Source organism: Cupriavidus gilardii (assembly GCF_017598945.1).
Lineage (GTDB): Bacteria > Pseudomonadota > Gammaproteobacteria > Burkholderiales > Burkholderiaceae > Cupriavidus > Cupriavidus gilardii_E.
The window spans coordinates 21,652-37,193 of the sequence record NZ_JAGFTW010000044.1; the positions used below are offsets into that span (position 1 = coordinate 21,652).

Sequence of the window (15,542 nt, forward strand, 5' to 3'; positions counted from 1 at the left end):
TGTGGCATCACGCGCATTGTCGCGCATTGTGGCGATCGATGTCGGTGCGGATATCGCGGCGGATATCGTGCTGGATATCGCGCCGGACGGCGGGACCCGCGCCGCCGGTCAATTGGCCGCGTCGGCCACGCCCCGCATCGCCGAGCGCCGCGACAGCCAGCGCAGCAGGCGCGGCACCACCACCACGGCCACCGTCAGCGCCAGGATCGAGGCCGAGATCGGATGGCGCAGGAACATCGTCCAGTCGCCCTGGCTGATCGACAGCGCGTTGCGCAGCTGCTTCTCGGCCATCGGCCCGAGGATCATGCCGACGATCACCGGCGCGGTCGGAAAATCGAAGCGGCGCATCGCCATGCCGAGCAGGCCGATCAGGAACAGCAGCAGCAGGTCGAAGGCCGACTGGCGGATGCCATAGGCGCCCAGGCCCGCGAAGATCAGGATGCCGCCGTAGAGCAGCGGCGTCGGGATGCGCAGCATGCGGACCCACAGGCCGATCGCCGGCAGGTTCAGCACCAGCAGCATCACGTTGCCGATATAGAGCGAGGCCAGCAGCCCCCAGACCAGGTCGCCCGAGGTCTGGAACAGCATCGGGCCGGGCTGCAGGTTGTAGTTCTGGAACGCCGCCAGCATGATTGCCGTGGTGTTCGAGGTCGGAATGCCCAGCGTCAGCAGCGGCGCAAGCGTGGCGGTCACCGCGGCGTTGTTGGCGGCCTCGGGACCGGCCACGCCCTCGATCGCGCCCTTGCCGAATTCCTCGGGATGCTTGCTCAGCTTCTTCTCGCTGGCATACGACAGGAAGGTCGGAATCTCGGCGCCGCCGGCCGGAATCAGGCCGAACGGAAAGCCGATGAAGGTGCCGCGCAGCCAGGCGGGGATCGAGCGCTTCCAGTCCGAGCGCGACATCATCACGCGGCCCACCTTGTTGAAGGTGCCCTCCCGCTGCGGGAAGAAGGCGTTGAACAGCGCCTCGCCCACCGCGAACAGGCCGACCGCGACCACCACGATGTCGATGCCGTCGTACAGCTCCTGGATGCCGAGCGTGTAGCGGGTCTGGCCCGACAGCGAATCCATGCCGATCAGGCCGATGCCCAGGCCCAGGAACAGGCTCGTCATGCCGCGCAGCAGCGAGGAGCCCAGCACCGCCGACACCGTGGTGAAGGCCAGCAGCATGATCATGAAGTACTCGCCGGGCCCGAACTGCAGCGCGACGTCGGCCGCGACCGGCGCGAACAGCGACAGCAGCACGGTGGCGATGGTGCCGGCGACGAACGAGCCGATCGCGGCGGTGGCCAGCGCCGGGCCGGCCAGGCCCCGCTTGGCCATCAGGTTGCCTTCCATCGCGGTGATCATCGTCGACGATTCGCCCGGCGTATTCATCAGGATCGAGGTGGTCGAGCCGCCGTACATCGCCCCGTAGTAGATGCCGGCGAACATGATCAGCGCCGCGGTCGGTTCGACCTTGGCGGTCAGCGGCAGCAGCATCGCCACCGTCAGCGCCGGGCCGATGCCGGGCAGCACGCCGATCGCGGTGCCCAGGAAGCAGCCGACCAGCGCCCACATCAGATTCAGCGGCGTGATTGCGACGGCAAAGCCGTTCATCAGTTGATTGAGCGTATCCATCTTGCTTGTCTCCCGGCCTCACAGACCCGCGATCGGCAGCAGCGGCAGGTTGATGCCGAGCAGGAAATCGAACAGCAGCCACATCGGCACTGTGATCCCCAGCCCGATCAGCGCGTCGCGCACGAGGCGGCGGCTGCCGTAGCCGCGCGCGACGCAGACCATCAGCAGCGTGGACGCCAGCACGAAGCCCAGAGTGCCGATCAGCGCCATGTTCAGCAGCAGGCCGGCCGCGACCCACAGCAGGCCGCGCAGGCTGTGCGGCTGCGAGGGCAGCTCGGCGTCCTCCTCGGGCATCGCGCGAAAGCCGCCGCGCACGCCCTGCCAGGTCAGCAGCGCGCCGCAGATGGCAAGGCCGACGCCGACCAGCGTCGGAACGAAACGCGGCGACAGGCCGGCGTAGCCGGACTCGCCCGAGATGCCGCCAAGGCCGGCGAAGAAGCAGGCCGACAGCAACAGCACGACGATGCCGATGGCAGTGTGGGAAGGTTTCACGATGGACTCCGGATGGAGGCCGGACGCGAGGCGTCCGGCAGTGCGAAAACGAACGGGCCGCGGTCCGGGAGGCCGCGGCGCCGGTACAGCTGTCAGGTCTCGATGGGCCGAAAGTGGGCCGAAAGTGGGCCGGAGCGCTTTACTTGGCGACGCCCAGTTCGCGCAGCATCGCGCCCAGGCGCGCCGATTCGGCATCGACGAACTTGCCGAACTCGTCGCCGGTCAGCAGGAACGGGGTCCAATCGTTCTTGGTCAGCGCCTGCTTCCACGACGGCGATTCGGTCGCCTTGACCACCGCGTCGATCAGCGCCTTGCGCTGCTCGGGGGTAATGCCCGGCGCGCCATAGACGCCGCGCCAGTTGTAGATCTCGACGTTGACGCCCTGCTCCTTCAGCGTCGGGATATCGGCGACGCGGTCCTTCGAGGTCACCGCCAGCGCGCGCATCTTGCCGCTCTTGATGAAGGGCAGGAATTCGGACACGCCCGCGATGCCGGCCGTCACATGGCCGCCCAGCACCGAAGCGGACGCCTCGCCGCCGCCCTGGAACGGCACGTAGTTGATGCGCTTCGGATCGACGCCGATGTCCTTGGCGATCAGGCCGGCCAGGATATGGTCGATCGAACCCTTGGAGCCGCCGCCCCAGCTGACGCTGCCCGGGTTGGCCTTCAGCTGCGCGGTCAGGTCCTTGATCGACTTGATCGGCGAGCTGGCCGGCACCGTGATCACCATCGTGTCGGTGAACAGCCGGGCGATCGGCGTGGCGTTCTTCAGCGTGACCGGCGGCTTGTTGGTCTCGATCGCGCCGACCATCACGGCACCGGTGACGAGCAGCGCGTTCGGGTTGCCCTTGTCGCTGTTGACGAACTGGGTCAGGCCGATGGTGCCGCCGGCGCCGCCGCGGTTGTCGTACGAGGCCGACTTGGCCACGCCCGCCGACACCATGGCGGCGCCGAGCGTGCGGCCGGCCTGGTCCCAGCCGCCGCCGGGGTTGGCGCCGATCATGAATTTGGCGGTGTCGACCGCGAAGGCGGGGCCGGCTGCCATGGCGGCGCCGAAGGTGGCGCCGACCAGCGCGACGCGAAGGAATTGCGGGAACAGACGGGGAAGCCGATCGAAGGCGGGGCGCATGGGGTCTCCTGCTTGCAATGTTGTCGTTCTACGATCCGACGGCCGCAAGTACGGCCATGGCGGCGATTCTAGGAGCCGGAAACTGTCAATAAGCTGTCAAATCGTCAGCTTTATGACTGGGGTTTACGCTGATCGGGTTGACGTCGTGACCGGGTGCAGTGGTTCCGCAGTGGTTCCGCCGTGGTCATCCGCGGTGGCCATCCGCAGTGATCATTTACGCCGGCACGTCGCCGGCCAGCGGCAGCCGCAGTTCGGCCCTGAGTCCTTGCCCCTGGCGCGCCTCGTGCAGCGTCACGCTGCCGCCGAAGCGCGCCGCCATCTCGCGCGAGATGGCCAGGCCCAGGCCCGAACCGGGCTCGTCGTGGCCGACGCGGCGATAGAAGCGCGCGAAGACCTGCTCGCGTTCCTCGGCCGGAATGCCCGGCCCATCGTCCTCCACCGCCAGGCAGGCGCTGTCGCGCTCGCGCGCGGCCGACAGCGTGATACGGCTGCCGCGCGGCGAATACTGGATCGCGTTGTGGACCAGATTGGCGAGCGCCTCGCGCAGCAGCGCCGCGTCGGCGCGTACCGGCAGCGGCCGGCCGCCGCCGTCCTCCCAGCCGAAGTCCTGCTGCTTGGCCCGCGCCAGCGGCAGATAGTCGAGCGCAACCTGGCCGGCCACGGCGGCGGCGTCGATCACGGTGTCGGCCACCGCCGCTTCACCGCCCGCCTCGGTGGCCTGCGCCTCGTGCTGGCGTACCCGCGCCAGCGCCAGCAACTGGTTGGCCAGGCGGGAAGCCTGTTCGAGCTGGGTCACGATGCCGTCGACCGCTTCGCGCGCCGGCCGCAGGTCGCGACCGGGTTTGGCCGGCCCTTCGCCATGCCGCTCGGCTCCGCCGTCGAGCTGCCGTCGCGCAAACTCGGCCTGCGTCTTCAGGATCGCCAGCGGCGTGCGCAGCTGATGCGCGGCATCGGCGATGAACTGCGCCTGGGCCTGCGCCATCGCCGCCGAGCGCGACACGTGCCGGTTGACCGCGTCGACCAGCGGCCTGACCTCGGCGGGTACATGGCCGAGCGCGAGGGGCGTCAGGTCGTCGGGCGGGCGCGCCTCGACGTCGTCGCGCACGCGCTTGAGCGGCCGCAGCACGAAGGTGATGCCGCCCACCAGGATCAGCGCGCTCGCCACGATCAGCAGCGCGTCGCGCGCCAGCGTGTTGCGCCACACGGCGCCGACCAGCGCCGCGCGCGGCTCGGCCGATTCCGCGACCTGGATGATCACGCGCATGTGGGCATCGGGCCGGTAGACCGGCCGCGCCATCGCGGCAATGCGCACCGGGGCATCGCGATAGACGGCGTCGTAGTAGCGCGGCACGTTGTTGGCCAGCGTGCCGCGCGGCAGTGGCAGATCGTCGTAGCCGGTCACGGTCTCGATGGCGCCGTCGCGCTCCAGCGCGACGCGATAGAAGACCCGCGTCTGCGCCGCCGTCTCGAACATTTCCATGGCGGCGTCGGGCAGCGTCAGCTGCACGGTCTCGCCGGCCATGCCGATCGCGTTGTCGATCGCGCGCACCGAGCCGAACAGCGAGCGGTCGTAGGCGGTATTGGCGGCGTCGCGCAGCGTGCCGTAGGTCATCCAGCTGTCGAGCGCCATCATCGCCGCCAGCGCGGGCAACAGCAGCACCAGCAACTGCCGGCGCAGGCTGCCGCGCAGCCAGCGGCGCAGTGGACCCCCCCGGGGACCGCCCGACGCGGTCAAGCCGCGGCCTCCGGTTCGAGCAGATAGCCGAAGCCGCGCAGCGTGACGATGGTCACGCCGTGGCCGGACAGCTTCTTGCGCAGCCGGTAGATCAGCACCTCGATGGCATCGGGATTCACGTCGGCATCGAGCGAGAACACCTTGTCGAGCAGCTGCGCCTTGGTCAGCGGCTGGCCGCTGCGCGCCAGCAGCGCGCCGAGCAGCGTCGATTCGCGCGGGGTCAGCGCCAGCGGCGCGCCGTCCAGCGTGAAGCTGCGCGTCTCGCCGTCGAATACCAGCGAGCCGCACTGCAGGCGCGGATGGGCGCGGCCGCGGCTGCGGCGGATCAGCGCCAGGATGCGCGCCTCGAGTTCGGCCAGCGCGAACGGCTTGGGCAGATAGTCGTCGGCGCCGAGGTTCAGGCCGCGCACGCGTTCGTCCAGCGTGTCCTGCGCGGTCAGGATCAGCACCGGGGTGCGGTCGTCGCGGCCGCGCATGGACTTGAGCACCGACAGGCCGTCCTTGCCCGGCAGGCGCAGGTCCAGCACCACGGCGTCGTATTCCTCGGCCTGCAGGCGCGTGTCGGCGAGCAGGCCGTCGGCCACGTGCTCGACCACCAAGCCGCCCTGCTCGAGCGCGCGCGCCACCCAGTGCGCCAGTTCGGTTTCGTCTTCGACCAGCAGAATGCGCATGCCGGCCTCCTGCCGGAGTTGGAACGCGGAAAGGATGCGAGATCGGCGCGGAACGGCGACGAAGGCCGCCGCGCTCTCGCCGCCCGCTGTCACCCGCCGCCAGCTGTTGTCACCGTGCAGACGTGGACTCGCGGCCCGATTCGGGCGCCTATAATACCGCTCCACCGTCGCGCCGGTTTGCCGCTGCCGCATGCGCTGCACCGACCCCATTGGCGCTCCGTTCCGCACTCCGTTCCGCGCCCTGTTCCGCGCCTCGCTTCCGCGCCCTGCCCGCTTGCCTGCCCTGCCGCCTTCCATGCCCGCCGATCCGACCGCGTCAGCCGAGCGCGGCGACCCGCCCTCCGCGCTGCGACGCCGCCTGCTGGCGGGCGCCGGCGCGCTGGCGTGGCAAGGCGCCTTCGCGGCGCCGGCCAATGCCGCCAATGCGGCCAATCCGCCGGGCAGCTCGCCACCGCCGCCAACCGGCTATCCGGCCGACTATCCGCAGATCATCGCGCGCGCGCAGCGCGAAGGCATGGTCACCGTCTATGCGTCGACCGACGAGGATGTCGCGCGGCCGCTGCTCAATGCCTTCGAGGCACGCTTTCCCGGCGTCAAGGTCAGCTATCGCGACCTGAACACGATCGAGCTGAACCAGCGCTTTCTCGCCGAGTCCGCCCAGCCCGTCCGTGCCGATCACGCCGACGTGCTGTGGAGCACCGCGATGGACCTGCAGATCAAGCTGGTCAACGACGGCCACGCGCTGCACTACGCCTCGCCCGAGCGCGCCGGCCTGCCCGGCTGGGCCAGCTGGCGCGAGGAAGCCTGGGGCACCACCTTCGAGCCGGCGGTGATCGTCTACAACCGCCGCCATTTCGACGGCATGCCGGTGCCGCGCAGCCGCACCGCGCTGGCGCGGCTGCTGCAGGACAACGCCGCGCGCTGGCGCGGACGCGTGGTCACCTACGATATCGAGCGCTCCGGCGTGGGCTATCTGCTGGCGCAGCAGGATGCGCGCATGGGCGGCGAGTTCTGGTATCTGGCGCAGGCGCTGGGGCGGGCCGGCGTAAAGCTGTCGGCCTCGACCGCCGACATGGTCGAATCGGTCGCCAGCGGCGAACTGGTGCTCGCCTACAACCTGCTCGGTTCGTATGCGCTGTCGCTGATGGAGCGCGGCGCGGCGATCGGCGTGGTCGCACCGAGCGACTACACGCTGGTGATGTCGCGCGTGGCCTTCATCGCGCGGCGCGCCCCGCACCCGTGGGCGGCGCGGCTGTGGCTCGATTTTCTGCTGTCGCGCGAGGGCCAGGCGCTGCTGGCGCGCTCGGCCTCGCGGCTCTATACGATCCGCACCGATACCAGGAGCGGCCATACCGCGGCGGCGCTGGCGGAGCGGCTCGGCTACGCCTTCAAGCCGATCAGCGTGGGCCCGGGCCTGCTGGCCGCGCAGGATGCGCTGCGCAAGCAGGCGTTTCTCGCGCGCTGGCGCGAGGCGATGAAAGGATGAGACGGCGGATGACGTGAATCCGGGAGGCGTGGTGGAGCGTTTGGCGAGACGGGGGCCGCGCGACGCGTCAGCCGCCCGGACATTGCTGCTGCTGGACCTTGAGCCGCAAGGCGGCCATTTCCTCGTCCAGCCTGGCCATCGGCCGCGGCACATAGCCCTTGCGCAAGGAAGGCGCGAAGCGCAGCGTGTCGACGAAGACGTCGGCGAGCCGTTCCGCGTCCGCATCCAGGTCGAAGTCGCCCGGCGCGAACAGCCAGTGGGCCAGCACGCCGCCGATCGCCGCATGGAACGCATTGACCGCGAGGTCCAGATCGAGGTCGGCGGACAGCTGGCCGCGCTCGACCGCCAGCCGCAGGTGCTCGCGCATCTTCAGCAGCCCCTGCTCGTGCGATTGCCGCTGGCGCTCGAGGATGGCGCCGTTGTCGTCGACCATCTCGCACTTGTGGAACACGATCTCGAACACGCGCCGCCATTGCGGATTGACCACCGTCTCGCGGAACACCAGCGCGACGATGTCGCGGATGCCGCCGAGCGGGTCTTCCTGGCTGGCGATCCGCTCCGGTTCGCACAGTGCCTCGACCGGCAGATGCACGCGGTCGCACATCGCGGCGAACAGATCGCTCTTGTTCTTGAAATGCCAGTAGATGGCGCCGCGGGTCACGCCGGCGGCCTCGGCGATATCGGCAAGCGACGGCCGCGCCACCCCACGCGCATGGAATACGGCCTCGGCCGCGTCGAGGATGCGATGTCGCGTCTCGAGGGCTTCTTCCTTGGTACGTCTGGCCATAAGCGGTGTCTTCAGTGGGCGGTGGGAACGGACGCGACGGCGGCGCCAGCGAGCGGGCCGGCTGCCCGATGTCGCCAGCCAGCCTCGAAAGAAACGAATCCGTCACGAAATTGCGGTACCACTGGACTTCCTGCCTTTGCTTTGCTGCGGTGCGACGGCCGGCATGCTAACCGATCCGGGCCCGGGCCGCCTATGCGGTCGCTGCCCGATTGCAAAAGGAAACAAGGCAAAGTCAGCGCGTCCTTGCGGTGCAATATTTCTTTTACATACATGCTTGAATGTATATATACTACGCGCTAGCCACAATTTGGACCAGCCCCGCGCATGTTTCCATCAACAGACCCTGACCATTCGGGTCCTGCGGGCTGCATGTTGTGACGCATACGCGACCATTTGTCGCAATCCAGTCGGCACCATTGCGGTTTGTGGCTAGTATTGTTCTTTTTTCTCCACGACGGTCCGTCGTGGGGTTCTGCCGCACAGACGTCAACGCCGGCCCCCAGCCATGGGCCGGCGTTTGGCGTATCCGGCCGATCTCAATTGCCATCACGGGGTTATCGATGAGGAAGTCCCAACGTTCGAGTTTGCTTGCCGTTACCGCTGCGCTGACGGTACTGACGCTGTCCGCCTGCGGCAACGACGCCCCGCAGGGCGGCGCGATGCCGCCGCCCGAGGTGGGCGTGGTAACGGTGACGCCGACGGCGGTGCCGGTCGTCAACGAGCTGCCGGGCCGTCTCGAAGGCGTGCGCACCGCCGAAGTGCGGGCGCGTGTCGAAGGTATCGTGCTGTCGCGCAACTACCGGGAAGGCGGCGAGGTCAAGGCCGGCCAGGTCATGTTCAAGATCGACCCGGCGCCGTACCAGGCCCAATTGGCGTCGGCCAAGGCCAGTCTGGCCCGGGCCGAGGCCAATGCGGTCGCGGCACGGCAGAAGGCCGAGCGCTACAAGCCGCTGGTGGCGGTCAACGCGGTCAGCAAGCAGGAATATGACGAGGCCGTCGCGGCCGCAGGCCAGGCCAGCGCCGAGATCGCCTCGGCCAAGGCCGCGGTCACCACGGCGCAGATCAATCTGGGCTATACCACCGTCACCGCGCCGATCTCCGGGCGCGCCGGCCGTGCGCTGGTGACCGAGGGCGCGCTGGTCGGCAACGGCGAGGCGACCCGTCTGGCGCTGGTCGAGCAGGTCGATCCCATCTGGGTGACGTTCACCCAGCCCGCCACCGAGGTGATGCGGCTGCGCCGCGGCATCGAGTCTGGCGCCATCAAGGGCGTCGACGGCGGGGCCAAGGTGCGCCTGTTCCTCGAGGACGGCACGGAATACAGCGAGACCGGCAAGCTGCTGTTCTCCGACATGACGGTCGATCCGAGCACCGGCGCGATCACGCTGCGCGCGCAGTTCCCGAATCCGCGGCGCGATCTGCTGTCGGGCACCTATGTGCGCGTGCGGGTCGAGCAGGGTGTGGACGAGAACGCGCTGACCGTGCCGCAACGCGCGCTGATCCGTAGCGCCCAGGGCGCCGCGGTGATGGTGGTCGGCGCCGACGGCAACGTCGCGGCGGTGCCCGTCAAGGCCGGCGCGGCGATCGGCGACCGCTGGATCGTCACCGAGGGCCTGAAGGGCGGCGAGAAGGTGATCGTCGAGGGACTGCAGAAGGTCAAGCCGGGTGCGCCGGCCAAGGCCGTGCCGTTCCAGGCGCAGGCTCCGGCCGGTGCCGCCAGCGGCGCGGCCGCGGCCGGCGGCCAGGGCGGCGCCTCGGCACCGGCGGCCGCCTCGGCGGCCGAGGCCAAGCAGGGCTGAGCACCGCGCCAAGCGGTAAGCGCAAGCAGATAGCGGAATAAACAGGGAGCCAGCCTCATGGCCAAGTTTTTCATCGACCGGCCGGTGTTCGCGTGGGTGATCGCGCTGATCATCGTGCTGGGCGGGATATTGTCGATCACGCAGCTACCGATCGCCCAGTATCCCAATATCGCGCCGCCGACCATCTCGGTCACGGCGACCTACCCCGGCGCCTCCGCCAAGACGCTCGAAGACTCGGTTACCTCGGTGATCGAGCAGGAGCTCAACGGCGCGCCCGGGCTGATGTACTACCAGTCGACCAGCGAGTCGACCGGTCTGGCGACGATCACCATCGCCTTCCAGCCGGGTACCAACGTCGACCTGAACTCGGTCGAGGTGCAGAACCGGCTCAAGCGCGTCGAGGCGCGCCTGCCGGCCGAAGTGCGCCAGCAGGGCGTGCGCGTCGAGAAGGCCGGGAACAACTACATGATGTTCCTGACCGTGACGTCCAAGTCCGGTAGCGCCAGCGCGATCGAGCTGGGCAACTACGTGTCGGCCAGCGTGCTCGACTCGATCCGCCGCGTGCCGGGCGTCGGCCAGGCCGACCTGTTCGGTACCGAGTACGCGATGCGGGTCTGGCTGGATCCGGCCAAGCTGACCGGCTACAACCTGACTCCGCTGGACGTCACCGCGGCGATCTCGGAGCAGAACATCCAGGTCGCCGTCGGCGAACTGGGCGGCACGCCGTCGCCGCGCGGCACCGAGCTGAACGCGACCGTCACCACGCAGAGCCGGCTGTCGACGCCCGAGGAATTCGCCAACATCCTGTTGCGCGTGAATCCGGACGGCTCGCAGGTGCGCATCCGCGACGTCGGCCGCGTCGAACTGGGCGGCGCCGACTATTCGACGGTCGCCCGCACCAACGGCAAGCAGTCGGCCGCCATCGCCATCAAGCTGGCCCCGACCGCCAACGCGCTGGCCACCGCCACCGCGGTGCGCGCGAAGATGGAGGAGCTGTCGAAGTTCTTCCCGGCGGACTACGAGTACACCGTCCCGTACGACACCTCGGCCTTCGTCAAGATCTCGATCGAGGAAGTGGTCAAGACCCTGCTCGAAGCGATCGTGCTGGTGTTCCTGGTGATGTACCTGTTCCTGCAGAACTTCCGCGCCACCATCATCCCGACGCTGGTGGTGCCGGTCGCGCTGCTCGGTACGTTCGGCATGCTGCTGGCGTTCGGCTTCTCGATCAACGTGCTGACGATGTTCGGCATGGTGCTGGCCATCGGTATTCTGGTGGACGACGCCATCGTGGTGGTCGAGAACGTCGAGCGGATCATGAGCGAGGAAGGCCTGTCCCCGCGCGAGGCGACCCGCAAGGCGATGGGCCAGATCACCGGCGCGATCGTCGGCATCACGCTGGTGCTGACCGCGGTGTTCATCCCGATGGCGTTCTTCGCCGGTTCGGTCGGCAACATCTATCGCCAGTTCTCGCTGTCGCTGATCGCCTCGATGGCGTTCTCGGCCCTGATGGCGCTGACGCTGACCCCGGCACTGTGCGCGACGCTGCTCAAGCCGGTCGAGGCGGGCCATCACCACGAGAAGAAGGGCTTCTTCGGCTGGTTCAACCGTACCTTCGCCCGCGCCGCCACCGGCTACCAGAGCATGGTGGCGAAGATCCTGGGCCGCACCGGCCGCTATCTGATCCTGTACGGCCTGATCGTCGCCGCGGTCGTGCTGCTGTTCCAGCGCCTGCCGTCGTCGTTCCTGCCCGACGAGGACCAGGGCTACACCATCACCGTGGTGCAGCTGCCCAACGGCGCCACGCAGGAACGTACCCTCGGCGTGCTCAAGCAGATCGAGGACTACTACCTGCAGAAGGAAAGCAAGATCGTCGACCAGATGATCACGGTGGCGGGCTTCTCGTTCTTCGGCCGCGGCCAGAACGGCGGTATCGCGTTCGTGCGGCTGAAGGACTGGAAGGAGCGCACCGGCTCGGACGAAACCGCACAGGCCCTGGTGGGCCGGGCATTCGGCGCGCTCTCGTTCATCAAGGACGCGATCATCTTCCCGCTGAACCCGCCGGCGATTCCGGAACTGGGCAACTCGTCCGGCTTCGACTTCCGCCTGCAGGACCGCTCGGGCCAGGGTCACGCCAAGCTGATGGAAGCGCGCAACATGATGCTCGGCATGGCCGCGCAGAATCCGGTGCTGGCCGGCGTGCGTCCGGAAGGCCAGGAAGACGCGCCGCAGCTGCAGATCGATATCGACCGGGAGAAGGCGCGCGCGCTGGGCGTGTCGATCGCCGACATCAACTCGACGCTGTCGATCGCGTTCGGCTCCTCGTACGTCAACGACTTCATCTACGAGGGCCGCGTGCGCCGCGTGATCGCCCAGGCCGAAGGCGCCGACCGCCGCCTGCCGGACGATCTGACCAAGCTGCGCGTGCGCAACAGCAACGGCGACATGGTGGCCTTCGCGGCGTTCGCGACGTCGAAGTGGATCATGGGCTCGCCGCGTCTGGAGCGCTACAACGGCCTGCCGGCGGTCAAGCTGGCCGGCCAGGCCGCACCGGGCCGCAGTACCGGCGAGGCGATGGCGGCGATGGAAGAGATCTTCGCCAAGCTGCCGCCGGGCTTCGGCTTCGAGTGGTCGGGCCAGTCGTTCGAAGAGCGCCTGGCGGGCGCGCAGGAACCGATGCTGTACACGCTGTCGCTGATCATCGTGTTCCTGTGCCTGGCCGCGCTGTACGAAAGCTGGTCGATCCCGGCCGCGGTGCTGCTGGTGGTGCCGCTGGGCGTGCTCGGCGCGCTGCTCGGCGTGACGCTGCGCGGCATGCCCAACGACGTCTACTTCAAGGTGGGCCTGATCGCCACCATCGGCCTGTCGGCGAAGAACGCGATTCTGATCGTGGAATTCGCCAAGGACCTGCAGGCGCAGGGACGCAGCCTGATCGACGCGACGCTGGAGGCGGTGCATCTGCGCTTCCGGCCGATTCTGATGACGTCGTTCGCGTTCATCCTGGGCGTGCTGCCGCTGGCGATCTCGACCGGCGCCGGTTCGGGCAGCCAGCGCGCGATCGGTACCGGCGTGATGGGCGGGATGATCACCGCCACCGTGCTGGCGATCTTCCTGGTGCCCGTGTTCTTCGTGGTGATCCGCAAACGCTTCAAGGGCAGCGAGCGTCAGCGCATGCTGGACCAGAAGTGGCTGGACCCGAAGGAGGAAATCTGACATGACCAAGACACTGACCGCGCTGCTGCTGGTGGCCGGCGTGCTGTCCGGCTGCACGCTGGCGCCGCGCTATGAACGGCCGGTTGCGCCGGTGGCGAGCGAATTCCCGACCGCTACCGAAGGCTTTGGCCAGTCCGAGGTGAAGACCGGCGAGACCCGCCGGGCCACCGACATCGGCTGGCGCGAGTTCTTCCGCGATCCGCGCCTGCAGGCGATGATCGGGACCGCGCTGGACAACAACCGCGATCTGCGCACCGCCGCGCTGCGCATCGAGGAAGCGCGCGCGCTGTACCAGGTGCAGCGCGCCGACCTGCTCCCGACGGTCAATGCGACCGGCGGCTACACGCGCCAGCAGGTGTCCGGCGCCGCTTCGCCGCTGGGCCAGGGTTATCTGGCCGAGTACTGGCAGGCCGGCGGCGCGATCACCTCGTACGAGCTGGACTTCTTCGGCCGCGTGCGCAGCCTGTCGAACGCCGCGCTCGCACAGTACTTCGCCACCGAGGAAGCGCGCCGCGCCGCGCAGATCTCGCTGGTGTCGGAAGTGGCCAAGGCCTACCTGGCCGAGCGTGCCTACGACGAGCAGTACGCGATTGCGCAGAACACGCTGAAGACCCGCGAGGAAACCTTCCGCCTGGCGCAGCAGCGTTTCGAGGCCGGCGCCACCTCGGCGCTGGACCTGCGCGACAACGAATCGCTGGTCGCGCAGGCCCGCGTGTCGGTCGCCGAACTGGCGCGCCAGCGCGCGCAGGCGCGCAACGCGCTCGAGGTGCTGGTCGGCACGCCGCTCGCCTCGATCCCGAATCTGCCGCCGGCGCGCACGCTGTCGGAGGAGCGCTTCGTCACGGACATCCCGCCGGGACTGCCGTCGGATCTGCTCGAGCAGCGTCCCGATATCCGCCAGGCCGAACAGCAGCTGCTGTCGGCCAACGCGAATATCGGCGCGGCCCGCGCCGCGTTCTTCCCGCGAATCTCGCTGACCGGCCAGCTCGGCAGCATGAGCCGCGACTTCTCGGGCCTGTTCGAGGCCGGCACCAAGGCGTGGTCGTTCGCGCCGCAGCTGGTGCTGCCGATCTTCGACTTCGGCCGCAACATGTCGAACCTGGATCTGGCCAACGTGCGCAAGAACATCCAGGTGGCCAACTACGAGAAGACCATCCAGGTGGCCTTCCGCGAGGTGGCTGACGCGCTGGTCGCACGCGGCACGCTGGAAGAGCAGGTCACCGGCCAGGAGCAGGTGCGCAACGCCGAGGCGGCCCGCTTCGAACTGGCCAATCTGCGCTTCCGCAGCGGCATCACCGGCCAGATCGAGGCCTTGGACGCGCAGCGTCAACTGTTCACCGCCGAGCAGGCGCTGATCCAGGCGCGGCAGCTGCGGCTGAACAACGCGATCGACCTGTACCGCGCCCTTGGCGGCGGCCTGTCCGAGACAGGACCGGTCGCGTCGGCATCGACGCCGCAGAACGGCACCGCGCGCTGAAGGCGCGGCGGTCAGCAGCACAAGGAAGCGCCTTCGGGCGCTTTCTTATTTTTCGACATGCATCCGAACTGCTGTTGCACCAGTATCGGCGCGGTGCTAGATTCCGCTGCATCCAGCCCTTGGCAGTAAGCCGTTGCAATCATCCTGCAGCGCGCCGACCCCCTGGGCTTTTTTGCGTTTTGCGCAGATACGGAAGCGACAGGAGTCAGCATGCCGACAGCCATCCTCATTGACGGGGCTTTCTTCATCAAGCGCTTCCGGGCAATCGAGCCGCAGAACGCCCATGACGCACGCCGGGCGGCGGAATGCGCGCACAGATGGGCCTGTGCCCACCTTTCTCCACGTCCAAACGGCAGCGGAGCCGATGCACCCCAGGATCGGCAGCGACGGCGGCAAGATCGTCGCGAGTTGTATCGCATCTTTTTTTACGACTGCCCCCCGTTGACGAAGAAGATGCACAACCCGATCAGCAAAAGAATCGTCGACTTCGCCAAATCGGCCGAGGCTGCTTTCCGGCTTCAGCTGCATGAGCATTTGCGCGGCATGCGGAAGGTCGCACTCCGGCTCGGACACCTTTCCACCTACAGCCAATGGACCATCAAGGCGCCCAAGGTGGCGGAGCTGTTGGCCGGGAAGCTCCAGATGCCGGAGTTGACGGCAGACGATGTGATGGTCGACATCCGGCAGAAGGGTGTCGATATGCGGATCGGCGTCGACGTGTCTTCTTTGGCGTTCAAGAAGCAGGTTGATCAGATCGTGCTGATCGCTGGGGACGCGGATTTCGTGCCTGCGGCAAAGCAGGCGAGGCGTGAAGGGATCGACTTCATTCTCGACCCCATGTGGCAGCGCATTCCACCGAACCTGAACGAGCACATCGATGGCCTTCGATCGACGTGCCCACGTCATACGTGCGGCAAATCCGGCGATAACGCTCGCCAACCGTAGTGCCGTTTGTCGTGGCAGGGCCGGACCGGCTGCCAGTTCAATCGTGGATGAAAGGTCAGGTGTGGCCTGATGGACTCGCCAACGGCTAAAGCCCACGGTGGTTTTCGACAGAACCCGCCCGCCGATGCACCTACGATCGCGTTTGTCGGTTCACCCGTCAACGCTTGCGGGAGCCAGCTACCAACCCCAGCTCC

At 68.2% G+C, this 15,542-nt stretch carries 11 protein-coding genes; 5 read left to right on the plus strand and 6 right to left on the minus strand.

Annotated elements, in window-relative coordinates:
- Positions 1–108: 108 nt before the first annotated feature.
- The 5 genes from J5T34_RS15485 to J5T34_RS15505 all read right to left on the minus strand — a co-directional run bounded on the left by J5T34_RS15485 (position 109) and on the right by J5T34_RS15505 (position 5,647).
- Positions 109–1,620: a tripartite tricarboxylate transporter permease gene (locus J5T34_RS15485; RefSeq protein WP_208580500.1), complete on the minus strand. Its 1,512-nt coding sequence runs from the start codon at positions 1,618–1,620 to the stop codon at positions 109–111.
- Between the two features lie 18 nt (positions 1,621–1,638).
- A complete protein-coding gene (locus tag J5T34_RS15490; RefSeq protein ID WP_208580501.1) occupies positions 1,639–2,112 on the minus strand; it encodes a tripartite tricarboxylate transporter TctB family protein in 474 nt (157 codons plus the stop codon).
- Between the two features lie 139 nt (positions 2,113–2,251).
- Positions 2,252–3,157: a Bug family tripartite tricarboxylate transporter substrate binding protein gene (locus tag J5T34_RS15495; RefSeq protein WP_244258963.1), complete on the minus strand. Its 906-nt coding sequence runs from the start codon at positions 3,155–3,157 to the stop codon at positions 2,252–2,254.
- A gap of 298 nt (positions 3,158–3,455) precedes the next feature.
- Entirely contained in the window at positions 3,456–4,976 is a 1,521-nt protein-coding gene (locus tag J5T34_RS15500) for a sensor histidine kinase (RefSeq protein ID WP_208580502.1), read from the minus strand.
- Entirely contained in the window at positions 4,973–5,647 is a 675-nt protein-coding gene (locus J5T34_RS15505) for a response regulator (protein ID WP_208580503.1), read from the minus strand. The genes J5T34_RS15500 and J5T34_RS15505 overlap by 4 nt, the downstream gene beginning before the upstream one ends.
- Positions 5,648–5,942: 295 nt before the next feature.
- On the opposite strand from J5T34_RS15505, the gene J5T34_RS15510 reads away from it, so the two are divergent.
- On the plus strand, positions 5,943–7,133 hold the full coding sequence (locus J5T34_RS15510; RefSeq protein ID WP_208580504.1) for an ABC transporter substrate-binding protein: 1,191 nt from the start codon (positions 5,943–5,945) through the stop codon (positions 7,131–7,133).
- A gap of 67 nt (positions 7,134–7,200) precedes the next feature.
- Here the strand turns inward: J5T34_RS15510 and J5T34_RS15515 are convergent, their stop codons facing one another.
- A complete protein-coding gene (locus J5T34_RS15515; protein ID WP_208580505.1) occupies positions 7,201–7,920 on the minus strand; it encodes a TetR family transcriptional regulator in 720 nt (239 codons plus the stop codon).
- A gap of 560 nt (positions 7,921–8,480) precedes the next feature.
- On the opposite strand from J5T34_RS15515, the gene J5T34_RS15520 reads away from it, so the two are divergent.
- The 4 genes from J5T34_RS15520 (at position 8,481) to J5T34_RS15535 (ending at position 15,348) form a co-directional block, all read left to right on the plus strand.
- Entirely contained in the window at positions 8,481–9,716 is a 1,236-nt protein-coding gene (locus J5T34_RS15520; RefSeq protein WP_208580506.1) for an efflux RND transporter periplasmic adaptor subunit, read from the plus strand.
- 57 nt (positions 9,717–9,773) lie between these two features.
- Complete coding sequence (locus tag J5T34_RS15525) at positions 9,774–12,926, plus strand: efflux RND transporter permease subunit (protein WP_174106070.1); 3,153 nt, start codon at positions 9,774–9,776, stop codon at positions 12,924–12,926.
- A 1-nt stretch (position 12,927) separates the two neighbouring features.
- Positions 12,928–14,403 carry an efflux transporter outer membrane subunit gene (locus J5T34_RS15530; protein ID WP_208580507.1) on the plus strand — a complete coding sequence of 492 codons (1,476 nt, stop codon included), beginning with the start codon at positions 12,928–12,930 and terminating at the stop codon, positions 14,401–14,403.
- 210 nt (positions 14,404–14,613) lie between these two features.
- Complete coding sequence (locus J5T34_RS15535; RefSeq protein WP_208580508.1) at positions 14,614–15,348, plus strand: NYN domain-containing protein; 735 nt, start codon at positions 14,614–14,616, stop codon at positions 15,346–15,348.
- Positions 15,349–15,542: the final 194 nt, after the last annotated feature.